The organism is Hymenobacter sp. DG01, assembly GCF_006352025.1.
GTDB lineage: Bacteria > Bacteroidota > Bacteroidia > Cytophagales > Hymenobacteraceae > Hymenobacter.
This window is the reverse complement of record NZ_CP040936.1, coordinates 3,705,582-3,731,022: the sequence shown is the minus strand read 5'-3', so window position 1 is coordinate 3,731,022 and position 25,441 is coordinate 3,705,582. Positions and strand designations below refer to the sequence as shown.

At 61.0% G+C, this 25,441-nt stretch carries 23 protein-coding genes; 8 read left to right on the top strand and 15 right to left on the bottom strand.

Annotated features, from left to right (window positions below):
• The first annotated feature begins 51 nt into the window (after nt 1–51).
• The gene (locus tag FGZ14_RS15785) at nt 52–888 is read left to right on the top strand and encodes a toxin-antitoxin system YwqK family antitoxin (RefSeq protein WP_139925169.1); all 837 of its coding nucleotides are present in this window, start codon (nt 52–54) and stop codon (nt 886–888) included.
• A 72-nt stretch (nt 889–960) separates the two neighbouring features.
• Entirely contained in the window at nt 961–2,250 is a 1,290-nt protein-coding gene (locus tag FGZ14_RS15780; RefSeq protein WP_139925168.1) for an NAD(P)/FAD-dependent oxidoreductase, read from the top strand.
• 113 nt (nt 2,251–2,363) lie between these two features.
• Here FGZ14_RS15780 and FGZ14_RS15775 read toward each other — a convergent pair whose 3' ends face one another.
• The 3 genes from FGZ14_RS15775 to FGZ14_RS15765 form a co-directional block, all read right to left on the bottom strand.
• On the bottom strand, nt 2,364–3,134 hold the full coding sequence (locus FGZ14_RS15775) for an exodeoxyribonuclease III (protein ID WP_139925167.1): 771 nt from the start codon (nt 3,132–3,134) through the stop codon (nt 2,364–2,366).
• 111 nt (nt 3,135–3,245) lie between these two features.
• Nucleotides 3,246–3,599: a hypothetical protein gene (locus tag FGZ14_RS15770; RefSeq protein ID WP_139925166.1), complete on the bottom strand. Its 354-nt coding sequence runs from the start codon at nt 3,597–3,599 to the stop codon at nt 3,246–3,248.
• A gap of 2 nt (nt 3,600–3,601) precedes the next feature.
• Complete coding sequence (locus FGZ14_RS15765; RefSeq protein ID WP_139925165.1) at nt 3,602–3,979, bottom strand: carboxymuconolactone decarboxylase family protein; 378 nt, start codon at nt 3,977–3,979, stop codon at nt 3,602–3,604.
• Nucleotides 3,980–4,182: 203 nt separating this feature from the next.
• On the opposite strand from FGZ14_RS15765, the gene FGZ14_RS15760 reads away from it, so the two are divergent.
• On the top strand, nt 4,183–4,887 hold the full coding sequence (locus tag FGZ14_RS15760) for a ComF family protein (RefSeq protein ID WP_139925164.1): 705 nt from the start codon (nt 4,183–4,185) through the stop codon (nt 4,885–4,887).
• 283 nt (nt 4,888–5,170) lie between these two features.
• Here FGZ14_RS15760 and FGZ14_RS15755 read toward each other — a convergent pair whose 3' ends face one another.
• Nucleotides 5,171–6,427: an SUMF1/EgtB/PvdO family nonheme iron enzyme gene (locus tag FGZ14_RS15755; protein WP_180754377.1), complete on the bottom strand. Its 1,257-nt coding sequence runs from the start codon at nt 6,425–6,427 to the stop codon at nt 5,171–5,173.
• A gap of 68 nt (nt 6,428–6,495) precedes the next feature.
• On the bottom strand, nt 6,496–7,533 hold the full coding sequence (locus tag FGZ14_RS15750; RefSeq protein ID WP_180754376.1) for a PorP/SprF family type IX secretion system membrane protein: 1,038 nt from the start codon (nt 7,531–7,533) through the stop codon (nt 6,496–6,498).
• A gap of 278 nt (nt 7,534–7,811) precedes the next feature.
• Here FGZ14_RS15750 and FGZ14_RS15745 point away from each other — a divergent pair, with 278 nt between their 5' ends.
• The gene (locus FGZ14_RS15745; protein WP_139925162.1) at nt 7,812–10,895 is read left to right on the top strand and encodes an AsmA-like C-terminal region-containing protein; all 3,084 of its coding nucleotides are present in this window, start codon (nt 7,812–7,814) and stop codon (nt 10,893–10,895) included.
• A gap of 115 nt (nt 10,896–11,010) precedes the next feature.
• Entirely contained in the window at nt 11,011–11,850 is an 840-nt protein-coding gene (locus tag FGZ14_RS15740) for a DUF4382 domain-containing protein (protein WP_139925161.1), read from the top strand.
• A 72-nt stretch (nt 11,851–11,922) separates the two neighbouring features.
• Here the strand turns inward: FGZ14_RS15740 and FGZ14_RS15735 are convergent, their stop codons facing one another.
• The 8 genes from FGZ14_RS15735 to fumC form a co-directional block, all read right to left on the bottom strand.
• Nucleotides 11,923–15,393 (bottom strand): Ig-like domain-containing protein, encoded by a 3,471-nt coding sequence (locus FGZ14_RS15735; protein WP_139925160.1) that lies wholly within the window; start codon nt 15,391–15,393, stop codon nt 11,923–11,925.
• A gap of 397 nt (nt 15,394–15,790) precedes the next feature.
• On the bottom strand, nt 15,791–16,414 hold the full coding sequence (locus FGZ14_RS15730) for a thioredoxin family protein (protein WP_139925159.1): 624 nt from the start codon (nt 16,412–16,414) through the stop codon (nt 15,791–15,793).
• A gap of 119 nt (nt 16,415–16,533) precedes the next feature.
• Nucleotides 16,534–17,037: a DinB family protein gene (locus FGZ14_RS15725; RefSeq protein WP_139925158.1), complete on the bottom strand. Its 504-nt coding sequence runs from the start codon at nt 17,035–17,037 to the stop codon at nt 16,534–16,536.
• Between the two features lie 81 nt (nt 17,038–17,118).
• Nucleotides 17,119–17,586 (bottom strand): hypothetical protein, encoded by a 468-nt coding sequence (locus tag FGZ14_RS15720; protein WP_139925157.1) that lies wholly within the window; start codon nt 17,584–17,586, stop codon nt 17,119–17,121.
• Between the two features lie 110 nt (nt 17,587–17,696).
• Nucleotides 17,697–18,104: a diacylglycerol kinase family protein gene (locus tag FGZ14_RS15715; RefSeq protein ID WP_139925156.1), complete on the bottom strand. Its 408-nt coding sequence runs from the start codon at nt 18,102–18,104 to the stop codon at nt 17,697–17,699.
• Nucleotides 18,097–18,723 carry a GNAT family N-acetyltransferase gene (locus FGZ14_RS15710; RefSeq protein WP_257883248.1) on the bottom strand — a complete coding sequence of 209 codons (627 nt, stop codon included), beginning with the start codon at nt 18,721–18,723 and terminating at the stop codon, nt 18,097–18,099. The genes FGZ14_RS15715 and FGZ14_RS15710 overlap by 8 nt, the downstream gene beginning before the upstream one ends.
• A 164-nt stretch (nt 18,724–18,887) precedes the next feature.
• A complete protein-coding gene (locus FGZ14_RS15705) occupies nt 18,888–19,952 on the bottom strand; it encodes a DHH family phosphoesterase (protein WP_139925155.1) in 1,065 nt (354 codons plus the stop codon).
• Between the two features lie 93 nt (nt 19,953–20,045).
• Complete coding sequence (gene fumC, locus FGZ14_RS15700; protein ID WP_139925154.1) at nt 20,046–21,452, bottom strand: class II fumarate hydratase; 1,407 nt, start codon at nt 21,450–21,452, stop codon at nt 20,046–20,048.
• A 186-nt stretch (nt 21,453–21,638) separates the two neighbouring features.
• Here fumC and FGZ14_RS15695 point away from each other — a divergent pair, with 186 nt between their 5' ends.
• Entirely contained in the window at nt 21,639–21,929 is a 291-nt protein-coding gene (locus tag FGZ14_RS15695) for a hypothetical protein (protein ID WP_139925153.1), read from the top strand.
• A 183-nt stretch (nt 21,930–22,112) separates the two neighbouring features.
• On the opposite strand, the gene FGZ14_RS15690 is transcribed toward FGZ14_RS15695, so the two are convergent.
• Together FGZ14_RS15690 and FGZ14_RS15685 are read right to left on the bottom strand one after the other, a co-directional pair.
• A complete protein-coding gene (locus tag FGZ14_RS15690; RefSeq protein ID WP_139925152.1) occupies nt 22,113–23,543 on the bottom strand; it encodes a TonB family protein in 1,431 nt (476 codons plus the stop codon).
• Nucleotides 23,530–24,165, bottom strand: a complete 636-nt coding sequence (locus FGZ14_RS15685) for an RNA polymerase sigma factor (protein ID WP_139925151.1) — start codon at nt 24,163–24,165, stop codon at nt 23,530–23,532. Before FGZ14_RS15685 ends, FGZ14_RS15690 begins: the two co-directional genes overlap by 14 nt.
• 184 nt (nt 24,166–24,349) lie before the next feature.
• On the opposite strand from FGZ14_RS15685, the gene FGZ14_RS15680 reads away from it, so the two are divergent.
• Nucleotides 24,350–24,640, top strand: a complete 291-nt coding sequence (locus tag FGZ14_RS15680) for a hypothetical protein (RefSeq protein WP_139925150.1) — start codon at nt 24,350–24,352, stop codon at nt 24,638–24,640.
• Nucleotides 24,641–24,683: 43 nt separating this feature from the next.
• Nucleotides 24,684–25,037, top strand: coding sequence for a carboxypeptidase-like regulatory domain-containing protein (locus FGZ14_RS15675; protein ID WP_139925149.1), 354 nt, complete (start codon nt 24,684–24,686; stop codon nt 25,035–25,037).
• Nucleotides 25,038–25,441 lie beyond the last annotated feature (404 nt).

Genomic DNA, 25,441 nt, shown 5'->3' with positions numbered 1-25,441 from the left:
CGAAGCTTATCTGTTTTCGTCCTGCCCCGGCAGTAGCCCCGTTCTGCGCCCATGCCCTACCGTCGCTTTCTTCTGCTTTTCCGCAGTCTGCGCTTCTTGTTGGCAGGGGCGTTACTACTCACCAGTCTGCCTACCCTGGCCCAACAGCCCGACTCGGCCCAGCGCGCTACCCCTGCCCCCGCCAGGAAGATCAGTGCCAGCCAGTCTTACCGCATTCTGGGGCCCGATAGCATTGCCCTGTTCTACAACGCCGACTACGACCTGTGCCCACCCGGCTGCTCGGCTATTCGGCGCCATACCCGCTTCGATGATAACGGTCAGTTTTTCGGCTACGTGCGCGACTTCTGGATGCACAACGCCCAACCGGCCCTGACCGGCACCTACCGCAACGGCCTCAAGGATGGCATGTTTGAGGTGTTTCACCTCAATGGCACACTTGCCGTTCGGGCCTATTATCGTGCGGGGAAAGCCGTAGGCAACTGGGCCTACTGGTACCCCTCGGGCCAGAAGCGCCAGGTGCTGAGCTTCGGCGCCGGCAACACCCTGCTTATTCAGCAATTCTGGACCGAAGACGGCCAGCAGACCGTGCAGGATGGGCAGGGCTCCTGGTACCGGATTGACGGGGACCTGCGCGTAAGCGGCGCCGTAGCCAAGGGCCGGCCCGATGGCAAATGGCGCGTACAGGAAACCACGGGCAAGCAGAAGGTGCTGGCCGAGGAAACCTTCAGCCAGGGCCGCTTCCGGACCGGCGTCACGCGGCCATCCGGCGTGTACTACTACGATGCTTCCCGCATTTACATCACCGACCTAGACACCTACAGCCAGGCCGAAGAATTCGTGGTGTATCCTGACTGCCCATCCGCGCCACCGAAAGCGGCGGCCCAGTAACCGGGGCGGGCCGTGCGCCAGGTTTTGGCACGTAGCCTAACCTTCGGGTGGGTTTCGGAGTTTGGGCAGGGTATGACTACTGCCGCTACTACTTCTGATTCTGAACTGCCCGTTGTGATTATCGGGGCCGGCATGGCGGGCCTCACCTGCGCCTGCTACCTCCACCGTGCCGGCCGACCCGTGCTGGTGCTGGAAGCCGCGGATGCGGTGGGAGGCCGGGTCCGGACGGATGTGACGCCGGAGGGTTTCCGCCTCGACCGGGGCTTTCAGGTGCTGCAAACCAAGTACCCCGAGGTGCAACACCTCATCGACTATGGCGCCCTGCAGCTGCAGGCGTTCCGCTCCGGAGCCGTAATCCGCCTGCCCAACGGACAACAGACTACCCTGCAGAACCCGCTGCAACAGCCCACGGCGGCGTTTTCGGCCCTGACTTCCCGCGTAGGCACCCTCCCCGATAAGCTGCGTATTGCCAGCCTGGTGCAGCATGTGCGCGGCTACACCAGCGGCCAGCTCATCAGCCGCAACAGCACCAACCAGCTGGATACGCTTACTTTTTTGCGGCAGTACGGCTGGAGTGAGCAGATCATTCAGAATTTCTTCCGGCCTTTTTTCGGGGGCGTGTACCTCGACCGGAGCCTGAGCACAGCAGCCAATTTCTTTGAGTTTGTATTCAAGCAGTTTGTGGAGGGTGAAGCGGCCATTCCGGCTTTGGGAATGCAGCAGATTCCGGAGCAGCTGGCCGCCCGCCTGCCCGCGGGCAGCATCCGGCTCAATACCGCCGTTACCGCTCTCGAAGGAAACCTGGTGCGACTATCAACCACCAAAACCGTTGCAGCCGCAGCCGTAGTGGTAGCCACCGACGGCGCGGCGGCGGCCCGGCTGCTTCCGCCGGCCTCTGAGGCCGCCCCGGTGCAGTGGCGCCAGACCACCTGCACGTACTTTGCGGCCCCCGCTACCCCCCAGCGGCCCGACAAGTTGCTGCGGCTCAACGCCTCACCTACCGGCCTGGCTCACAACGTATCTTTTTCCTCTGATGTGGCGCCGGCCTACGCCCCCGCCGGCCAGCGGCTGGTATCTGTGAGTACCCACGGCGAGCATGGCCTCTCGGAAGCAGACCTGACCCGGCAACTCCAGACGGAGCTGGCGGCCTGGTTTGGCCCCGAGGCAACCCAGTGGCGGCACCTGCGCACCTACTTCATTCCGCACGCCCTGCCGGTGTATGCGGCCGGGCAGCCCGCCCGCCAGTCTCTGAAGCTGCACAGCACCCTGTTCCGCTGCGGCGACCATACGGCCTACCCCTCCCTGAACGCCGCCATGGCCTCGGGCCGCGAGGTAGCCGAAGCTCTCATCAGCGCATCCTGATAACAAATCGGTCCGGCGCCAAAGGCACCGGACCGGTTGATGTTGCGCAGGCCTGGCCGGCCGGGTTGAGGCGGGCTGTGGGGGTAGGCAGCTGCCGCCCTGCCGGGGTGCGCTTAGTCGGTTAGTATCAGCTGGGCCGGGCAGTGGTCAGAGTGCACCACGTCGCGGAGCAGATGCGCCTCCTGAATGCGGGGCTGTAGCACCTCATCCACCAGCAGGTGGTCGAGGCGCCAGCCTACGTTGCGGGCCCGGGCGCCGGCCCGGTAAGTCCACCAGGAATAGTGGCCGGTGGCGTCGCCGTGGTGGTGGCGGAAAGAGTCCGTGTAGCCGTCGGCCAGCAGGTCGCGGAACCACTGCCGCTCCTCGGGCGTGAAGCCGGGGCTCTGCTGGTTGGCTTTGGGGTTATGCAGGTCAATTTCCCTCTGACAGCAGTTAAAGTCGCCGCCAATGATGAGCGGGGGAGTACCCGCGGCCTGCAGCTCGCGCACGTAGCGCCGGAAAAAGTGCAGCCACTCCACCTTAAATGCCTGGCGCTCGGCCCCGCTCGTGCCCGAAGGCATGTACACGTTCAGCACCGAGTACTCCGGAAAGTCGAGCCGCAATACCCGGCCTTCCGTATCGTAGAGCGCCGTGCCACAGCCTTCCACCACGGCTATGGGTTTCTGCTTCGAGAACGTGGCTACGCCGCTGTACCCGGGTTTCTGGGCGGGGTGCAGGTAGGCGTAGTAGCCCAGAGCCTCCAGGCCGGAAACATCCAGCGGCTCGCGGCCGGCCTTAATTTCCTGCAGGCAGAGCACATCGGGGCTGGCTTCGCGTACCCAGTCCACCAGCCCCTTGCTCAGGGCCGAGCGCAAGCCATTCACGTTATAGGAAATAATATTCAAGCGCTGGTTCTTAGAGGATTATACTGATTACACCAACTGGCTGAGTCTTCTTTAACCACTGGTGATGCGCGGTTAGCAGGCCACCCTAACAGCGGAATTAGTGAAATCAGGTTACTCAGCCGAGTCGAAATACTCCAGAATATGCCACTTCAGCATCCGTTCCTGCTCTTTCAGGTTAGCGAAAGGAACTGGATGCAACAGGCGGTAGTGGGGCCAGCCATCTTCGTCCACCCTTTCCAGCTCGTAGTAACCTGAGATGCTGAACAGGCGGCAGGTAGCAATGTGCATCAGGTCCTGCTTCTGCTCTTTGGTGAAGGGCCCGGCGCCCTGGCCCAGCTCCTGCACCCCAATCAGCAGGAGCAGGGCGTTCAGGTCTGGCTTTTTACCGAAGCGCTGCCGCATCTGGTTCATCAGCTCCCACCAGCGCTGCTCAAACTGGGCCTCCGTTTCCTGGGGGTCGAGCATGGCTAGGCGTCGTGGGAATGGGGCGGGGCAGCCACGGCAGCTTCTTCCTTCAGGGCCTCCCAGTACTCTACGGCCCGGCGGAAGTGTGGAATTACAATGCTACCCCCAATAAGGTTGGCAATGGCGAAGACCTCATAGATTTCTTCGTCGTTGATGCCCTCCTCGTAGCACTTGCCCAGGTGGTACTTGATGCAGTCGTCGCAGCGCAGCACCATGGAGCAGGCCAGGCCTAGCATTTCCTTGGTTTTTACGTCGAGGGCGCCTTCCTGGTAGGTATTGGTATCGAGGTTAAAAAACCGCTTGATCACCTTGTTATCCGCCGCCATGATCTTTTCGTTCATGCGCTGACGGTAGTCGTTGAATTCTGAGACGAGGCTCATAAGTAAGCTGCGTTAAAGGATGAATATCCCGAATCCGGCACCGCGCGGGGTAAGCGCGGCTCCGTTGGGGCCCGCGGGTCGCCATCATTTCCGGGAGTCGGGTTTAAACCTTAAAATTAGGGAGAAGTTCGCCAGTGCCTTATGTTCGAGGCCGGGCGTTGCGGCAAACACCGCATCTGGCTACCTCCTGTGTTTTATCTGCTATGCCCCTACCTACGCTTATTACCGATTTTATTGCCTTGCTCTTCCCGCAGGTGTGCCTGGCCTGCCAAGAACCGCTGACCCGGGGTGAGGACCACATCTGCACCATTTGTCGCGCCCAGCTGCCGTACACCGACTACCACCGCCTGCCAGCCGCCGAGAATCCGCTGGCCCGGCGGTTCTGGGGTAAGCTGCCGGTACAGCATGCGTTTGGCTACCTACGCTTCCAGAAACAAGGGCGCGTGCAGCATTTACTGCATGAGCTTAAGTACCGCAACCAGCAGGAAGTAGGGAAAGTGCTGGGTCGCTGGTTTGGGCAGGAGCTGGCCGATGCTGGTTACGGCCCCAACTTCGACCTGATTCTGCCGGTACCCCTGCATGCCCGCCGACTGGCTCAGCGCGGCTACAACCAGTCCGATAGTTTTGCTGAGGGCCTGGCCGCTGGCCTTCACTGCCCCTGGCAGCCCGATGGCCTGCGGCGCATTACCAAAACTGAGTCGCAGACCCGCAAAAGCCGCTTGCAGCGCTGGCAGAACGTGGCAGAGGTTTTTGAGGTAGCGCAGCCGGAGTTGGTAGCCGGCCGCCGCATACTGGTGGTGGATGACGTGCTGACAACCGGCGCTACCCTGGAAGCCTGCGCTGCCGTGCTCCTGGCCGCCGGCGCCACTACCGTCAGCGTGGCCGCCATTGCCACCGCCGACCGCTAACTACGGATCTAGACGGATTCATCGGATTACACAGATTTGGTCCGGTAGCAGCAGTACCAACGCCCCGCGGCATTATCCAGTGCTTATCAGGTTTACGGGCCTTTATGCCGGTAGTGCAGCCGAAAATGCGGTTTAAGCCAAAGCAGGAGGTAGGGATAAGCAGATCCTATCCCCTGTCTCTTCCAAGTACTTAGGAGTCAAACAAACAGAAAGGCCACCTCAACTGAGGTGGCCTTTCTGTTTGTGAAGTCGATCAGAGCGAATCAGTCTAAATCCGTGATTCTTACTTGTTCGAGCCGGCGTTGATCATGGCGCAGCGGAAACCGATGGTAGCCGTTGCCGAGTCTTCAGCCATGAAGCGGCGCGTACCGGGCGAGAGCCAGTAGGCTACGTCGCGCCAGGAGCCGCCTTTGTACACGCGCACGTGGTCGTCGATAAGGGACTGATAGCCCTTCTTGTCGTAGCGCTCGGAGGGGTCGAGAAAGCCGTTGCGGCGGAAGGGGTTCAGGTCTTCCACATCTTCAAACGAGAGCGGACGGTAGATGTCCTGCACCCACTCGTTCACGTTGCCCGACATGTTGTACAGGCCGTAATCGTTGGGCGGGTAGTTGTAGATGTACTCCGTAATCATAGCGCCGTCGTTCAGGGCGCCAGCAATGCCGGCGTAGTCGCCACGGCCCCGCTTGAAGTTCGCCAGGAACTGGCCCATGTTCTTGCCGTAGGGGTTCCGCACCTGGCGGCCATCCCAGGGATAGATGCGCTTGTTTTCCTGGTTCTCGTTGCCGGTTTCCTGGGTACCAATGAGAGCCTGAGCGGCATATTCCCATTCCGCCTCAGTGGGGAGGCGGTAGTTGGGCAGCGTGTTGCCGTTCTCAATGGCAATTTTGGCTTTGCCTCCGTCATCGGAAGTGCCTTCAGCCGCGTCGCCGCCTTTCTTCTTACGGCCAAACAGGCCGCCGCCTTTGCTGCCACCTTCGTCGCCTTCGCCGCTTTCACCGGCCAGACGCTCGTTTACTTTAGCCGTACGCCAGGTGCAGTAGTCATTGGCTTGCAGCCAGCTTACGCCCACCACCGGGAAGTAGCGGAAACCGGGGTAACGCAGGTAGTAATCTACGTAAGGGTCGTTGAACGACAGCTCGCGGGCCCACACGGTGGTATCGGGCAGGGCCGACTGATAAAATTCTTCCGCCGAGTCTTTGCGCACGAAGTGCAGGTACTCCAGCCAGTGAATGTTGGCTACCTCGGCTTCATCCATATAAAAGGATGCCAGCGTCACGGTCCGCTCGATGTTGTCGTGGGTCATGGCCACGTCCTCTTCGGAGGAGCCCAGCACCGTACGACCACCTTCGATAAACACAAGCCCCGGGCCTTCGGGAATGCCCTTGTAGTCAGACACCTTCATGCCTTCCTCGGTATTGTATTCGATGCCCGTAGTCGAGCTATACTTACCGGGTTTGGTGGCGGTAGGAGGCCCACCCTTACAGGCGGCCAGCGCGCAAGCTCCCACTACAGCAAAGCGCAAGTACTTGGAAAAATTCATGATCAAGTTGAAACTACCTGTTAGAAAAGCGTTTAGACAAGGCAAGTCGGCTGCAATAATACAAAAAATCAAAAGGCCGGGCAAGGAATTGACGGGTAATTCCGTCGTTTCAGCCGGCGCCAGGCTGCTTCCAGCGAATCAAACTCCCGAAGGGCCAGAGAAATTTCATGCGCACCACCTAAATCACGGCTGAACTGACTGAGACTCATATCGTAGCTATAACCGAGCCGAAAACTCCCGACCCCTACCCCGGCCAGCACCGTCAGAACCTGCTGGGGCTTAGGTGCACCGGGCAGCGGTACCCCCCGGTACACGGCCCCCAGCGTGAGGGGCGTCGCGGTAAAGTACAGTCCGGCCTCGGCCCGCCGGGACCCGCCCTGCTGACTGTAGGCCACGGTAGGAGCCACACTGATTTCATGATACTCGCCTTTGGTAGTGGAGCGAACAACATAGTGCTTGTAGCCGGCCTGCAGGTTCAGGCGCAGCGGCAGGGTAGTCTGTGAGACGAAAGCCAGATCGGGCTGGTTCAGGTGATGGGCCGCCACGCCCAACCAAAACCGCTCCGTATAAAGCAGTCCGCCTACGCTGGCAGTAACGTAGTGCACTGGCTTATAGTCTGCTACCTCTAAACTAAAATCACGCGTGACGCCCTCGTCGGAAAGCTGGTCGCCGAAAACCAGGTTGCCGTAGCTTACGCGCTGCAGGCCGTAGCTGACCGAGGCCCCGCCACTCAGGCTCAACTGCTCATTCAGGCGCAGGTGGTAGGCATACACGCCGCCGGCCTGAAAGCGAGTGTAGCCGATGCCCCCGGTCCGGTCGTAGTTTACCAGCAGGCCCACGGCGCTGCGCTGGTCGCGCAGGCGGTAGTCGGCGGCCAACTGGCTGCTCTGAAAGGTGCCGGCCAGGGTGGGGAACTGGTTGCGGTAGCTGAGCGTGAGGCTGTAGTCGTCGAGCAGGCCGGCGTAGGCCGGATTGAGCTGCAGGCGGTTGGCGTAGGGCTGGGCGAAGTACAGGTCCTGGGCGTGGCCGGCCCCTACCGCTCCTACCCCCAGACTGGCGACCAGGGCCCACCGCCGCCCGGCACGGAAACCCCGATGACGGGACAAACAAGGGTAGCCAAGCATCATCATACGCACACAACCTAACGGTGAAAACCAGCAATTTGGTACGCGCCAGCCCCGGCCGCGGGCCTAAAATGGGATTTTCTTTCCTGACTGCCGGCACCAGAGGCCGGGAGCCGAACGTTAGCCTATTCAACCCGGACGTTTTTTTCGGGCTCTTTCCCGGGCCGGCAAGGTTTCGCACTACTTTTGCCCGGTACCTTGCCGGCTTGCGCCAGGGCGCTGCCAAGGGCTTTTTCCGCTTTCCTTTCTCCTCTTTAGCTATGCGTAAATTTTTTGTCGGGCTCCTGATTTTTCTGGTGGTACTGATAGCCGCTCTGGCCTTGGCTCCGCTGCTGTTTAAGGATAAAATAAAGGCCGCCTTCGACCAGCAGCTGGCCCAGCGCGTGAAGGCGACAGTACAGTACGACCCGGCCAACGTGGACGTGACCCTGCTGCGCTCCTTCCCCGACCTGGCCCTGCAGCTGGACCAGCTGCGCGTGATTGGGCAGGACTCGTTTGCCCGCGATACGCTGGCCTATCTGCCCCGGGTACGGGTAGGGCTGGATTTGATGAGCGTACTCGGGGGCGGCCAGATCAAGATCAAGAATGTGACCCTGGAGCAGCCCGACCTGAGCCTGCGGGTTCTGAAGAGCGGGCGTGCCAACTGGGACGTGTACGTATCCGACTCGGCGGCGGCCTCCAGAGGGCAGGATACTACGGCCGTGAGCCTGGCCATTCAGGGCTGGCAGATCAATAACGGACGGCTGCGCTACGAGGACCTGACCATTCCGTTCGGGATGCAGCTGCGGGGCATAAACCACTCCGGCTCCGGCGACTTTGAGCAGAACGTGTTCGACATGGTAAGCCAGACCACGGCCGAAGGCATTTCCATGCAGTACGCCGGCACGGAGTACATCACCAACAAGAAGCTCGATGCTGACGTGACCCTGGCCATGAACCTGGAGAAGATGCTTTTCACCTTCAAAGACAACAAGGTGAAGCTGAACGATTTCCCAGCGACGTTTCAGGGCACTATTGGCCTGCCCAACGCCACCGACATTACCTACGACCTGACTTTCAAGGCTCTCGAAACCGACTTCAAGAACATTCTGAGCTTGGTGCCTGGCGCCTATACCGACCAGTTCAAGGACATGGAGGCCACGGGCAAGGTAGCGTTTGACGGCTACTTCAAGGGTGTACAGAACGCCGTGAAAATGCCCGGCTACGGCCTGAACCTGCAGGTAAAGGGCGGCAGCTTCAAGTACCCCGACCTGCCCCAGCGGGCCCGCAACATCAACGTGGACCTGGCCGTGGATAACCCCTCGGGCTTCACGAACAATGTGAAGGTGAACGTGAAACAGTTTCACCTCGACCTGGGCTCGAACCCCATTGATGGCAACGTGGCCATTGATGGACTGGAGCCGATGAAGGTGAACGGCCGCGTGAAAGCTAACGTGGACTTGGCCGAAATGATGAAGGTGTACCCAGTGCAGGATCTGCTGCTGCGCGGCAAGCTGTTCGTGGATGGCACGGCCAAGGGCACGTACTCCAGCACCCAGATGCCGGTAGTACAGGCCAAGCTGAACCTGACCAACGGCTACGTGAAGAGCAAGCAGTTTCCGGCCCCCATCGAGAACCTGACCATGAACGGCACCGTCACCAACCCCACGGGCCAGCTAAACGATACCCGCGTGGATATTCCGCAGTTCCGGATGCTGCTGGATGGCGAGCCGTTGCAGGGCCGCGTGGCAACGCAGGGCGTGGACAAGCTGCGCTTCGATACCGACGTGCAAGGCGTCATCGACCTGACCAAGCTCACGAAGATCTTCCCGCTGCAGGGCATGACAGTAACGGGCCGCCTGAACGGCAACGTGGCTGCCAAAGGCAACATGGCCGATATTGAGGCCGGCCGCTACCAGACTGTGGTAGCCTCGGGCACCGTGAATGCCCAGAACATTACGTATAAGAGCACTGACCTGCCCCAGGGCATGAAGGTGACGCGGGCCACGGCCACGTTCAACAACGACAAGATTGTGCTCCAGAACATGGCTGGCTCGGTAGGCTCCTCCGACATTGCCGCCTCGGGCACCATCAGCAACTACATGGGCTACCTCTTCGTGCCGGGCCAACCCCTGCGCGGCAACCTGACGGTGAACAGCAACCGCTTCAACGTGAACGAGTGGATGGTAGATGAGGTGTCGCAGAAGCCCACGGTAGCCGCTACCGGTCAGGCGCCGGCCAAGGCCGAAGGCGTGCTCCAGATTCCGAAGGAGTTTGACCTGGTGCTGAATACCAACGTGAACCAGGTGGTGTACGACAACCTGAAGCTGGACAACGTGAAGGGGGTAGTAACCGTGCGCGACCAGGCTGCTATCCTGAACGGCCTGACCTTTAACACCCTGGGCGGCGCCTTTTCTACCAGCGGCTCTTACAGCAGCAAGGACCTGGCGCACCCCAAGTTCAACCTGGGCCTGAACATCAAGAACCTGAACTTCCAGAGTGCCTTCCAGGCCTTCAACTCGGTGAAGGCCATGGTACCGCTGGCCAGCAGCCTGGAGGGTGTGTTCTCCACCAACTTCAATGTGAGCGGCGAAATGGGCCCCGACATGATGCCGAAGTACAGCACGCTCACGGGCAAGGGCCTGTTTGAGGTGGTGCGGGCCGCCGTGACCAACTCGGCCGTGCTCAACAAAATCAGCTCACTCACTCAGTTTCAGGAACTGAAGAAGTTTGCTGTGGACAACAAGGACGTAGCCGCTGAAATTATCAATGGCAACTTTGTGGTGAAACCCTTCGACCTGACCGTGGGCCAGATCAAGATGACGGTGGGCGGCTCCAACAACGTGAGTACCGGCGGTCTGGAGTACGTAACGGCCCTGAACGTGCCCACCGGCAAGCTTGGCAACCAGCTCAACTCCCAGCTTACCCGCCTGACGGGCGTGCAGAATCTGCAGGGCACCGACCGGGTAACGCTGGGCCTGACCATTGGAGGCACCGTCACGAACCCGCAGGTAAAGCTTTCCAGCGGCAGCGTGAAAGCCCAGGCCAAAGACCTGGTGAGCAACATTGTACAGGCCAAGGTGGATGATGCCAAGCTGAAGCTGCAGGCTCAGGCCAAGGTAGCCCAGGACAGCCTGCAGCGGGAATTGCAGCGCAAGCAGCAGGAGCTAGCCGACAAGGCCCGGCTGGAGCTGGAAAAGAAGCGTCTCGAAGCCCAGGCCAAGCTGCAGGACAAGGCCAAGCAGGGCCTCAATAACATCCTCTTCGGCAAGCCTAAGGCACAGCCCACCAAACCTGCCCCGGAGCAGCCTAAGCCAGCAGAACCGGCCCCTACCCCCTCCGATAGCACGAAGGCGGGGCAATAGCACTTTTTTGTTTTGCTCCCGGCAAAAGTTGGCTAACTTCTTGCCCGAACGGAGCCGTTGGCTTGCGCGTAGTAAGCCAACGGCTCCGTTTTTCATTTCCCACCTTCTCCCCCACATGAACCTAACCCGCCTACTCCCCTTGGCCCTACTGGCCGCTCCGCTGGCGCTGGCCAGCTGCAGCAAAGACAATGACTCTGAAGCCGCAAAGCTGGAAATCCGCCTGATGGATGCCCCCGGCGACTTCCGCAACGTGGTGCTGGACGTGCGCCAGCTGGAGGTGCACCTAAAGGATGAAGCCAACCCCGACGGCTGGCAGCTGCTGCCCTTCCAGGCTCAGAACATTAATGTGCTGGACTACGTGAACGGCAAATCGGCCCTGCTGGTAAGCACCGATTTCGAGCCCGGCGACCTGAAAGAAGTCCGGATGCTGCTGGGTCCCGACAGCTACGTAATAGGGCGCGACGGCCAGCGCTACGACCTGAAAACGCCCAGCGGCCAGAGTGCCGGCGTAAAGCTGAAGCTGGATAAAACCACGCTGCGGGAGCGGGAAACGTTTCAGCTGCTGCTCGACTTTGATGTAGCCAAATCCATTGTAGAGCGCGGTAACTGGAAGCCCGGCAACGATAAAAAGGAGCGGTACCTGCTCAAGCCTGTGATTAGGGTAGTAACCCAGGAGCTAGCCGGTGGCCTGCGCGGCACCGTTACGCCCGCCGCAGCCCTACCCCAGATCCTGGCTATTCGCTCCGCGGTAACCGTGCCCGATACGTTCAGCACCGCCGCCGATGCCTCGGGGGGCTATCAGTTCAGTGGCCTTCCGGCCGGCACCTACCAAGTACGCATCTATCCCAGCACCACGGCCCCCAGCGGGCAGCCTGCCTACAAGTTGGTAGTGCGCCCGGGCATTACCGTCACCAACAACCAAGTAACGGAGCTCGGGGCAACTTCTTTGAACTAACGGTTCCGTCTCTGGCAACAAAAAAGCCCTGGCTGTATAGCCAGGGCCTTTTTGTTAATCAGGGGGCGCCACTTATTCTTTCACGATGCGCTGGCTGAACTTGGCGTTGTTGCCACGCACCAGCACGGTGTACAGGCCGGCCGGCCAGTTCTGCACCTGCAGGGAATGTACCTGGCCGCCGCCTAGGGCACCCTGGTACATTACCCGGCCGGCACCGTCAATAACGGTTACCTGGTAGGTACCGGCCGGCAGAGAGGCCAGGTTCAGGCTGGCGTGGGTCCGGAAGGGGTTTGGGGCCACCACAACGGTAGCCTGCGCTTCGGGGCGCGAGAAGGACAGCGTGCATACTTGGCTGTGGGTTGCTGACCCGTCCGTATCTACCTGCCGGAGGCGGTAGTACACCAGCCCGGCAGCGCCTGGGCTAGGCATGGCGGCGTCTGTGAACTGGTAGGTAGCTCCGGTGGCCGTGGTGCCCTGGCCCCGCACCTGCCCGATGCGGCGGAACTGCTGCCCATCGGTGCTGCGCTCTACCTCAAACCGGTCGTTGTGCAGCTCGGCGGATGTGCTCCAGGTGAGGCGGGCGGTAGTGCCCACGGCCTTGGCCGTGAAGCTGACCAGGGTAACCGGTAGCGGCCCCGTTACGGGCACCACGTAGGTAGCCATGTTGGAGGGGCCACCCAGGTTATCGGTAGCGTAGTAAGCGAAGGAGTATTGACCCGTTTCCGTCTGAGGCGGCGCGTACGACAGCTCACTGGCCTGCTCAGGCCGGATGGTTTGTCCGGCCTGTACCCGTACGCCGTTCAGGGTGAGGGTACCCTTCGCGGGCAGGGCCGCGATGGTGTAGGAGGCAATCCAGCCATCAGCATCCGTCGATTCCAGGGCGCTGAGCGGGGTTACGCCGCTGGTGTTGCGCAGGGCCGGCGCGTTCTTGTCGTGCGCTACCGGCATCTGGTTGCCAATCGGGATGGTGTAGATGGCCGAGTTCGAGATGTTACCCTGATTATCAACGGCGTAGTAGTTGAACGTTACCGTGCCGGCGTAGCTGCCCGAGGGGTCGTAGGCCAGTTGGCTCAGCTGGCTGGGCTGTACCTCCTGGGGTACCGCCTTCACCGCCAGGTTGTTGAGCAGCAGCGTACCTGCCTGAGCATTGGGCAGGCTGGTAATTACATACTTTACAATCGTGCCGTCGCCGTCGGTGGCTACCATTGGCTTCAGGGTGGTGGCCGCCGCCGTATTCGGAATGGCGGGAGCCATCAGCACGTTTTCGGCCAGGGGGGCCGTTTGGCCAACCGGAATGGTATAGGTAGCCGTATTGCTGGTGGAGCCGTTGTTGTCCGTTGCCAGGAACGTGAAGGTGATGTTGCCGTTCTGGGTGCCGCTCGGGTCAAACGACAGACGGGCGTTGTCGGCGGGCAGCACTACCTGGTTGAGCGTGGCCGGCAGGCCATTCACGTAGAGCGTACCGGCGCCGGGCTGGGGTAGGGAGGTGATGGTATAGGATACAATAGTACCGTCGGGGTCGGTGGCTTCCATGGGCACAATGGCCGTGGCGGGAGCCGTGGTCGGCAGAGAGCCGGTGGCCGTGTTGTTGGCTACGGGCACGGCGTTGCAGGTACCGAAGTACAGCTCATCAATCCCGATGTCGTTGCCCAGTAGGTCCAGGGTAAGGTTGCGGATTTCGAAAGTGGCCGTAGTGTTATTGCCTGAGTACCACACGTCGGAGTATTTCACCCACTGGTCCGGCGACTCCGGTACCGTAATCGTGCCGGAGGTAGAGGCCCCATTGATAACAAAGCCCACAATCGGGTCGGCAATGTTCGTGGTCGGCGGAATCAGGTTGTTGAAGTGAGCCGAGAAGGTGTAGTAGCGGTTGGGCTGCACCTTAAACGTCTGACTGTACAGCGTCCGGATGGCCGACGTAGCGTTGATCATCAGGAAGTTGTCGTTGGCTCCACCAAAGCCGTTGCCCCGGAAGCTGCCGTGGTACTTGCTGGCATCGGGCCCAATGGCGTAGGTGTTTTCCGGCGTCAGTTCATTGGCTCTCGTTGGGTCGTCGGCTTGGTACTCGTAGTTGGTGTTGAAGCCCACGTTGCCACTGGCGAAGCCCGGGTTGACCAGCTGGTTCGGGCCGGTGGCCGCGATGCACTGCACGGCCGGGTCGTACACGTTCAGGTGCACCGTAGCGGTAGCGCACTGGGGCGTAGCAGCCCGGTCGCAGGCCTGGTATACAAAGCTGTCCTCGCCCAAGAAGCCCGATTGTGGGGTGTAGGTATAGGAGCCGTCGGGGTCCAGGGTCAGGCTGCCGTGCTTGACGTTGGTAAGCAGCGTCACGGTAAAGCCGGTGTTCTGCGGGTCGGTATCGTTGAGAATAACGTTGCCCGAAACAGTGGTGTTTTTCTCTACCTCGTTGCTATCGTCGAAGGCCGAGGTCACGCTATTGACAATAACCCGGATGGAAGCCGGGTTCGAGGTCAGGCCCTTATCGTCCTGCACGGTGTAGGTAATGGTGCTGGTGCCAGCAAAGTCCTGCACGGGCGTAAAGGAAACAATGCCCTGGGCCGACACCGTGAATTTTCCCTGACCAACCACGGTCCGCTCGGCCTGAATGCCGGCCTGCTCGGGGTTCAGGTCCACGGTAGCCGGGGCCAACTGCCCATCGGCGTCCGAGTCGTTGTTGAGCACGGCAATAGTGGCAATGGTGTTGCGGGCCACAATCACGGTAGGATCGTTCACGGCCACGGGGGGCGTGTTGGCCACCGGCAGGGTATAGATAGCCGGGGCCGACTCCAGACCATCGTTGTTGATGCCGGTGTAGGTGAAGGTAAACTCCCCGGACGTATTGCCAGTCGGGTCGAAGTACAGCTGTTTGGCTTCTTCGGTGGTGAAGAGGCGGGTCGCCGTAACGGGGGTAGTATTCAGGAACAGGGTACCACCCTGGGGCAGGGTTTTCAGGCTGAAGCCGGTAACCGTGGTGTTAGGGGCCGCAGTGGCCGCAAGGCTGGTAATGGCCGTGGCCGCAGCGCTGCTCAGCATGACCCCGGTGCGGATGTTGGCGGCCGTGGGCGGAGTGCTGACCGTTACGGTAATGGTGGCGGGGTCAGAGGTAGCTACGCCGTTCAGAAAACCACCTACACTCTTTACCGTGTAGCGCACGGTAGTCTGGAACCGGCTGCCCGGCTGAGGATTGACAGGTAAGGAAAACGTTACGACACCTGTAGTAGGATTCACCGAGAAAGTGCCGCCGTTGCTGCCGGCCATGGTAGTCGTGCTGCTCGCCCCGGAAGCGCTGAGCAGGGTTACAGTGGTCGGGTCGATGGCATCACTACCCACACCTAGGCCGCCCCGGGTATCATTACTTAGCACCTCAATGGTGGCCGAGGTAGTTGTGCTTAGCATCACTACGGCATCGTTGCGGGTTACCGGCGCCACGGCCCAGGCCAAGCCGGGCAGGGCTACCAGCACACCAGCTATGCCACCAACTCGGCGCAACCGACGCTTACCCGACGCGATTCCCCAAGGTGCATTGCGGAAATGTGTTTTCATAGAAAGTTGTAAAAAGGAAAGAACCTGCTGCCTACCCGGCACGCTCACCCGGGCAAGAGTTTATACAAACTTACTGCAGGATATATAACTTTTCCACTTTAGACAACTTTAATGACTGCCTGGCATCAAAAGCACAAGTAGCTATAAATGATGTTTGTGCAAATATTTAAGCCATATTTTCCATAATTTAGAATTATATCCCGATATGAATCAGCAAATACTTGGCTTTTCCTTCCATGGGACAAGCACCCTTCAATATATAGTCAGTATTTTATCACTTATTGAACTTTTCAAATAATACTTAATTCAACAAAAAATCCGCTCAGCGCCCATTTTATTTTACCAAGAGGTAAAGCCAATGGGCGCTGAGCGGATAATGAATTGAACCGGGACCGGACTAAACCAGGCCGGTCAGCAGGTGCAGCAGCTCCTGCTGGGTGTGGCGGGTTTTATCCTGGGCGTACCAGCCGTGCAGCCGCTCGGCAAACTCCTCGTGAGTGGCGCCGGCTGCTTTCATTTCCAGAAACAAATCCTGCGCGGGTGCGGGGCGCGGCCCCCACTGGGTTACTTCCGTGAGGGTGTCGGCGTACAGCACCACGAGTTTCGGAATGGAGCGGCCGCCGTTGGTCAGGTACCGGTCCATCAGGTCCGGATTTTCGTCGCGCAGCAGGTAGTGGGTAGTCAGGTGGCCGTGGCTGGCCTGGGCTACCTTCTCGAGTACGGGCACAATCTGGGCCGCGTCGCCGCACCAGCCTTCCGTGATAATAACCCACACGTACTGCTGCTGCAGCTTGCTCAACGCCTCCTGCAGCTCAGGCAGCAACTCCGCCTTTTTATCGAGGCGCTCCATGCGCTGCACATTCAGGCGGGTATAGTTGGTGAGCATCTCCGACTGGTTGGGGCCGGTGGTTTTGCCCTGGGCCAGCAGCTCATCAATGAGGCGGCGGTAGGCGGCGTAGGAGTAGGCGCCGTTCAGGCGTTCCTGGCTGAGCACGGCAGGCTGGGGGGCGGAAGTTGTCATAAAACAAAGAGAAACAGGGCTGGTAAGTGGTCTGAGGGTATGGGTATATCAACGGAAAACCCTTCCGGATGGTGACATGCCACCATCCGGAAGGGTTTAACCAGCAGCGCTGCCTGAAGTTACAGGCTGGGCACGTCGGCGGCCTCGGCCTTAACCGACAGCTCGCGGCAGTAGGTGATAAAGTCGGTGTTGATGGGCTCCAGGCCGGCGGCGCGCAGTTCTTTGGCTACCTGGGCGCGGTGGTAGTTGCCGTGCACGGGCACATGGGTCAGAATGTCGGAAATCTGGCTGGTGTAGCCCTCCCCGATGGAGTTGGTATAGGTAATCAGGCGCTGCATCTCCGTGTCATCGGCCTGAATGCCATACTGATGAAAGCGCTCCGAGGTCTGCTCGTGCCAATGGTGCAGGGTAGCCAGATCGTGCTCCTGCCACACCTTCACGGGGCTGGGCGTGTTGGTCATGCGGCCCAGCCAGATGGCCTGGGCATTGAGTACGTGGCTGAACAGGCGCAGGGCTCCGGCCGGAATGGCAGCGCCCTGGGTCACCAGCCCATCGAGGTGGTGGAGGAGCGTTTCGTTGGCCCACACGGTGTAGGCCCCCAGCTTTTCAATGGTGTTAATCATGGGTAAGAAAGAAGGTAATGGGGTAATAAAGTGAGGGGGTAATGAAGTCTGATGCCCTGTCACTTCATTACCGCTTTCCTTTTAGCGAGGGTCTTGCCAAACCAGCTTCTCGTCGGTTCGGGTTTTGGTGAAGTCCGGGCAGTTACCGTCGCCGCGACCAGTCAGGCCGCCATCGGGGTGGCAGAGCAGCTTACCATCAGCGGCATAGAGGTTGGTGAACTGGTCGCAGCAAGGGCTGCTTTCGTAGTACACCGTGGCCCCATTGTACTGGTAGCTGTAAATATGAATGGGCGGGTTCTGCTTCTCGTTGTTGAGGTGCTGCTGAATGCGGTCGGCCAGCCACTTGGGGCGCCGGGCGGCATCGAACACGGCATCGGGCCGGGGGGTAGGCTCAATGGTATTAGCCGAGGTAGGCGCCGGGGTCGATACGCTGCCAGCCATGCCGGTCTGGGGCGCATCGGTGGGGGTAGTAACGGCCACGTTGCGTTGGCAGGCCGCCAGGTGCAGCAGCATTGCCAGGGTCGGGACGAGAAGCAGGGAAGAACGCATAAGCGAGCAGGGTTGAAACTCTCCCCGCGCCGAAGGGCTGAAGGGGCGGCAAATATGCACACAAAGCTTGGTTACGCAGCCCGTCGTCAGTAGTTCGGCTGCCTCCGCCCCTACCCGCCAAACAAAACCCACAAGCGCGGCCCGAAAATCAGCAGTCCTACGGCCAGGGCCGCCAGGGCCATCACCAGCACCGCCCCCGCCGCTACGTCCTTGGCCCGGCCCGCCAGCGGGTGATACTCCGGCGACACCAGGTTCACGACGGCTTCAATAGCCGTATTCACCAGCTCGGCGCACCACACGGCGCCCACGGCCAGGGCCACCGCTACCCACTCCCAGCGCGCCAACCCGCAGTATAACCCTAGTCCCACCACTACCACCGTAGCGGCGGCATGAAACCACAGGTGCACCTCGGTGCGCAGGGCAGCCCACACGCCCCGAAACGCGTAGCCGAAACTAGCAGCCCGGCGGCGCAGCAGGTTTGGAGTCCGGCGGGGGGTAGGAACCTGAGGCTCAGCCACGGGCGTCGAATTGCTGGAACACGGTGTGGCGCAGCTGGTCCCACTCAGGCTTCAGGATGCTGAAATACACGGAGTCGCGGCGCAGGCCGCCTTGGGTTTTCATGTGGCTGCGCAGAATGCCTTCCTCGGTGGCGCCCATGCGGCGCATGGCCTCGCGGCTCTGCCAGTTGCGGGCGTCGGTTTTCAACTCTACCCGCTCGCAGCCCAATTCTCCGAAGGCGTACTTCAGCAGCAGGTGCTTGGCGGCCCGGTTGAGGCCAGTGCGCTGGTAGGGCCGGCCCAGCCAGGTCCAGCCAATTTCCAGACGGCACTCATCCAGGGCAATGTTGCCGTAGCTGGTGCTGCCTACCACGCGCCCACTCTGCCGATCCACTATAGCAAAGGGGTAGCGCCGACCCGCTTCCCGGTCGCGCACGCTCTGGGTAAGCCAGGCGGCTAGCTCCACGCTGTTCTGGGGCATGGGGGTGGTGGTGTACTGCCAGATGGCCGGATCGAAGGCTACCTCCTTCAGGTCATCGAAGTCGGTGAGCTCCAGAGGGCGCAGGCGGACGCGGCTATTCTCTAAGGTGATGCAGCGGGCGAAATCCATAAGCAGGCGGGCGAGGGGAAGAGGCGCCAAAGATAAAGCACAGATTCACGCTGATTTACATGATTTCGCAGATTCATACGGCCTCACTGGCACGACCCGCACGGCTGACGGGTGCCCGACCGGGTTTGGGCCGGTTGAGGGGGTAGGCGGGCGGGGCGGCAGCTGGGCGGATGCCGCCGGCGTAGTACCGGGGGCTATGCCTCGAAGCCCAGGCCCCGCAGGAGCAGGGCGTAGTCGGCCAGGGAGAGGTGGCCGCCGCTGGCCTGGGGGTGACCGTGGGCGAAGTTGGCTGGCGGGGTAGCACCTACCCGGGCGAAGGCCGCCCGCAGCATATCCGGGATGTGCAGGCTGCCCGCGGCCCGCCCGGAAATGGCAACCATGCCCTCGGGCAGGTAACCCAGATTGGCGCACAGCACTACCCTATCGGAGAGGCGCGTAATCCACTGCTGGGCAATAAGCGGGTGAATCTGGCAGGGGGAGTTGATGGTGACAATAGCCACGGGCGCGGCATCGGGGCCTTTGGGCGGAAACTTGGGAGGTAGCTTGCGGGCCGCAGCCAAAGCGGCAGCTACTTCGGCCCGGTAGCCAGCCAGCACCGCATCCTGGGCCAGGCCGCGGGGGTTGTCGTCGTGGAGGAGGTAGCGCAGGGGCCGGTCGAGGTCGAACTCCCCGGCCCGGCGGGCAGCATTGCACATGGCCACGGCTTCCTTGAGCCACTTGGCGGTGTGCTGCTTTTTCACGGCGGCCAGCGGAGGCCAGGCTGCCTGGTCACCGAGGTCCGACAGAATACCAATGGCCGCTACCCACTGCAGATCAGTCATGTCCGCTTCGGCAGCTAGCAGCTCGTAGGCCAGCCAGGCCGAGCAGGGCACCGGCTCCAGGCCGTAACCCGTCAGCACGGTGCTGCCGGCCGGGGGCTCTCCTTCCGGAATGTGGTGGTCCACGTAGAGCACAGATATGCCGTGGGCTTCCAGAGTGCCATGGGCATGCACACCCAGGTCTGTCACAATCAGGGCATCTGGCTTCAGGGCCAGCAGCCGCTCGTGGGCACCGGGGGTCAGGAAGGCGTTTTCGCCCTTGCCTGAAGGCACTACCTCCACCTGCCAGCTGGGGTTGATGCGGTTCAGACCGCGCCCGAACAGGGCACCGGCAGCCAGCCCATCGGCATCGAAATGGCAGAAGACCGCCACGCGGCCACCTTCCGGAATCTTGTCCAGGAAGGCACGAAAGGGCGCTACAAATTGCGGATAGGCAGGCATGAAAACGGGCAGCCCGCATGGTAGCCGGCTGCCCGTTGTTCGTAAAGGACTGCGCTTGGGTTATGGCCCAGAGCCTAACCCTAACTTTACTTCTTACTTTTTAATCTCGCCTACCATGTCCTCGGGCTTGAGCCACTCGTTGAACTGCTCCTCGGTGAGGTAGCCGAGCTGCAGGGCAGTTTCCTTCAGGGTTGAGCCGTTTTTGTGGGCCGTCTGGGCAATTTCGGCGGCTTTGTAGTAGCCGATGTGGGGGTTCAGAGCCGTTACCAGCATCAACGACGAATCGACGTGCTTCTTGATGTTGGCTTCCAGGGGCTCGATGCCCACGGCGCACTTGTCGTTGAACGACACGCACACGTCGCCAATAAGGCGGGCCGAGTGCAGGAAGTTGTAGATCATCAGGGGCTTGAACACGTTCAGCTCGAAGTGGCCGTTCATGCCGCCGATGTTGATAGCTACGTCGTTACCCATCACTTGCGCCGCTACCATGGTCATGGCTTCCGACTGGGTGGGGTTTACTTTGCCGGGCATGATGCTGGAGCCGGGCTCGTTATCGGGAATGTGCAGCTCACCGATGCCAGCGCGCGGGCCCGAAGCCAGCAAACGGATGTCGTTGGCAATCTTCATCAAGGAGGCAGCAACCGTCTTCAGAGCGCCGTGGGCTTCCACGATGGCGTCGTGGGCAGCCAGGGCCTCAAACTTGTTTTCAGCCGTAATGAAGGGTAGGCCGGTGAGGTCGGCAATGTGCTTGGCTACGTTTTCGGAGTAGCCGGGAGGCGTGTTGATGCCGGTGCCCACGGCCGTGCCACCCAAAGCCAGCTCCGAAAGGTGAGCCAGGGTGTTTTTGATGGCGCGCAGACCGTGGTCGAGCTGCGACACGTAGCCGCTGAACTCCTGCCCTACCGTGAGGGGGGTAGCATCCATGAGGTGGGTGCGGCCGATTTTCACGATGTGCATGAACTGCTCGCTCTTGGCCTTCAGCGTATCGCGCAGCTTCTCAATGCCAGGTATTGTCTTCTCTACCAGAATCTTGTAGGCCGCAATGTGCATGGCCGTCGGGAAGGTGTCGTTCGAGCTCTGCGACTTGTTTACGTCGTCGTTGGGAGCCAGAAACTTCTTCTCGTCGGAAAGCTGACCGCCGTTCAGGACGTGGCCGCGGTAGGCGACTACCTCGTTCACGTTCATGTTGCTCTGGGTGCCCGAGCCGGTTTGCCACACCACCAGCGGAAACTCCGCATCGAGCTTGCCTTCCAGGATTTCGTCGCAGACGCGGCCAATCAGCTCGGCTTTCTCGTTCGACAGAATGCCGGCGTCGCGGTTGGTGAGGGCGGCGGCTTTCTTCAGGTAGGCGAAGGCGCGGATGATTTCCTTGGGCATCTTGTTGATGTCCTGGGCAATCTGAAAGTTATCGATGGAGCGCTGGGTCTGGGCGCCGTAGTAGGCGTCGGCCGGCACCTGCACGGTGCCCATGGTGTCTTTCTCGGTGCGAAACTGAGTCATGCTTCTAGTGGGTGAGAAGAGAATAAGGTGACAAGAAAGCGCGCGGCAAGCCGGCACGGCGCAAAAGTACGCAACAGCCTACCGCCCGCCACCCCTACCCCAAAATTCTGCGTCAGGTTAGCTTGGCCCCGGACCGGCGGGCTGCGTATAGCCTAGCTCAAGCATTCTACCTAGCTACTCCACGCCATGAACAAGACCTTTGAATCTGAATCCGACGCTCTGTCCGTGCAGCCAGAAACGCCGACCACGTCGCAGCCTTCCGCGGTAACACCGCCCGCCCAGGAGAACACCGCCCCTACCCCGCCTTCGGCCCAGGATATCAACACGAATACGGATGAAACGCCCGTGCCCGTAGCCGGCAACGGTGCCCCTGACTACAGCCAGGTGGACGTGAAAACCGAGCCCGACCTCCCTACCCCCGATAAAGCCGGCGGCAGCGCCACCGAGCCCGAAAGTGGCGGCGGCTACAGTGGGTAGAGAGTAGCTGAGTAACTGAGGAGAGGACGCAGGATGAAGCCATCCGTCCTCTCTTCTGACAGCCCTTGTAAACAGACAAGCCCTTGCCTCCGTGCTGGAAGTAAGGGCTTGTCAGGTTATAGGGGGTAGCACATCGCTAGGATGAATTACTTCGTCGTGCCTCCTCGCAATGATGCGCAGCTTTTACCGCTCTTCTATCTTAAAAGGCACTGTAATTTCGACGGTACGGGCGGTGCGGCGGCCGTTCTGGATGGCAGGGAACCAAGCCGGGCCTTCCTGCAGCAGCCGAATGGCCTCGGCGTCGCACTCCTCGGAGAGCTTCTTTACGACTTTGATGTCGGAGAGCTTGCCATCCACGCCCACTACAAAGCGCAGTTTCACGTTGCCTTCGCGGCGGTCTTCGAGCGCTTTTTCGGGGTAGGCGAGGCTGTCGCGCAGATATTTTTTGAGGCCCGCGTAGCCCCCGGCCGGCATGGCGCCTACCGCCATAGGGGCCGGCGGAGCGTCGCGGCGCACGACCACTACCTCGCTGAGCTGCCGAGAGTCGGGGGCTAATGCCAGGGCCAGGTTAGCAGGCTCAGCCGGAACGGGCACCGCCTGCGCCGCATACCCCACGGAGCTGACGACCAGCTGCTTTGCCGTAGCGGGCACCACCAGATGAAACGAGCCATCGGCGGCTGTTACGGTGCCCGTAGTAGTGCCCTGAACCAGAACAGTAGCCCCGGCCATACCTTCTCCCGAAGACTTGTCCGTGATACGCCCCTGCACCAGCCGGGTACCAGCCACCATCGGGGCGGTAGCCGAAGCTACGGCCGCCATTTTCCGCCTGGCTGCCGCTATGGGCATGGCTGCGGCGGGTGGAGTAGCCATGGTGTAGGCTTTGGCTTCACGAACTGAGGTAGTGCCGGCGGAGTCGGGGACTGTAATGGCAGCCGGGGCCGCCGCTACTTCAGCCCTTTCCTTCTCCCCAGCCCAGCCTTGATTTGCTCCCGCGCCGGCTACCTCAAGGGGCGCATCAGGGTTGCCTGCCCCAATGGGCTGCGCCTGCCCCCGGGACATGCGCCCGACGGAACGCCGCGGGAGCAGAGAAGGACGAGGAGCGGAAGCAGGGGCAGGTGTAACCGAGGCAACTGCCGGGGCACTGTCCGCTGATTCCGGCAGTACCAGTGCGGGCACAGACGGCGGAATAGGAACCGTAGCAACGGCTTCGCGCCGCATAGCGGCAGGCCGCGCGGCCGTATTCTGTGGGGCGGGGCGCAGCAGAGTAAACCACACGGCGGCCGCACCTAACGTGAGCAAGAGCACGGCCGCGGCCGCCAACTGCTGCCAGGCCAGCCCCAGGGCTGGCTTGGGCTTCGATTCAGTAGCCAGTTCCTCTACTCGGGCTCCCAGGCGTTGGCGCAGCTCAGCCATGCTGGCATCGGTAACGGCGGCGGGCTGCAGCTCCAGGCCTTCCAGCACATCGGCGCAGTGGGGGCAGTCGAGGGTGTGAGCTTCTACCTTATGCTGCTCGGCGGGCGTCAGCGTCCCGGCTGCGTACTGGCGCAGCACCTCCACCGGCAGGTGCCGGCTGGCGGGAGGGGTAGGCGCAGAAGCAGGGTTAGGGCGAAGCATTGGAAGCAGCAGTAGTTTCGAGGTGGCGGCGCAGGTTGCGCTTGCCGTTTTGGAGGTGACTTTTCACCGCGTTCAGGTCGAAGCCGGTGAGCTCGGCAATGTCGCGGTAGCATTTCTTTTCGAGGTAGAACAGCTCCAGACATCGTCGTTGGCCCGGAGGTAGCTCAGCCAGGGCGTGCTCCAGGTGCTGAAGCTGCTGTTCGTGGAGGTCGGCTTCGGTGGGGTCATCATCTGCCAGATGCCGGGCCGCCGCCGATTCCATACCGGCGGCATCCGGAAAATGCACCACCAGCGCCCCTCCCGCCGCGGGCCCGGCCCGCTGCCGCGCCCGCAGGGCCATCAGGCAGTGGTTGCGAGCCGTGGCGTGCAGCCAGGGCGCGAAGTTTTCTACCTCGTGCTGGCGCAACTTACTTACCAACTGCTCAAAGAGTTGCATTACGGCGTCCTTGGCATCTTCCTCATCGCGGAGGTAGCGCCGGCAGATAGCCAGCACTTCCGTCATGTGCCGATCATAGAGCGCGCCCAGGTCGTGCACGTCGCCCTCGGCGTGGTAGCGCCGGAGCAGCTCCGCATCGGAGAGCTCGGCAGCAGGCGCAGGACGGCGGGAGCGACGAAAGAACATACCAGGGCAAGAGGGCCAGAACCGAAAGCTACGCTTTCAGGCCGGAAAAGCATGGGGTTGATTGCCCAGAAGCATACGGTAAGAGCCCGAAAGAAAAACTGGTAAAAATATTTTTTGAGCCGCGTGTGGAATCTGCAGGCCGGGGGCATCTGAAATACAAGCTACTATCCTAACGCCCTCGGTTATGTCGCCTTTCTACTTCCTGCTGGCCGGTTCGGCCCTGGCCCTCGTCGCTACCCAGCCAGCGCAGGCCCAGCTCCCTACCCCTCCCGATACGCTGAACTCTTCAGTTTTGCCCCCAGCCACAGCCTCTCGCCCTTCGCCGGTGCTGCCATGGTGGCTGCCCAACGCCCAGGAGTGTGCTGGCATTCGGGCCGAAGAAGCCCGCACGGCGCCCCGGCAGGCCCAGCGCCGGGAAAAGCGGCTGCACCGCTGGGCGGCAGAACAGCCTGAGCCAACCACTGCCAAGCCCTGAATAGGTAACCGATTTGATCCTTTCACTTCTACTGGTATCTGCCATGCCCCGTTTCCTGTATTGCACCTTAGTAGCCGGCTTACTCATTGGTTCACCAACGCTGGCTCAGCAGCCGGCTCCCGCGCGCTACCGCGTACAAAATCCTGCAGCGCAGTCTTTTGTAGAAGGCCAGGTAATTAATGCCCGCACCAAACGTGGCTTGCCCGGCGTTACAGTGCTGGTAAAAGGCACCCGGAACGGGGCTACTTCTATGTCGAAAGGCTACTTCCAGCTGGAATTGAAAGCAGAGCATCAGACCTTGGTTTTCAGCTCCATTGGCTGCGTAACACGGGAGCTTATCATGCGTCCGGGCCAGACTGTAGTGCCCACTATTGCTCTCGAGTCGGACCGGCGGTAGCTAAGCGTAGTAGTTACCGGCCATATATCAAGGTTTATTTCCTCAAGATTCAAAAAAAATCCTCGGTGGGCGTGTGGAATCCAACCGCCAATGGCATCTGACACGGAAAGCCCCCAGCGCCCTCCGTTATGCTGCCTTCCTTCTTTCGTTTACAGCTGCTGCGCACTGGCCTATCTGGCCGCCCTACCCCTGGCCTGCGCCTAAACGCCCGATACCGTAGCCGCAGGAGCAGCGTCGGCAGCCTCTCGCCCTTCACCGGTGCTGCCGTGATGGCTGCCCAACGCTCAAGAGCGTGCCAGTTTTCGGGCTGAAGAAGCCCGTGCGGCGTCCCGGCAGGACTACGTGCCGGGAGAAGCGGCTGCACCGCTGGGCTGCAGACTACTGCTAAGCCCTAGTGCTGAACC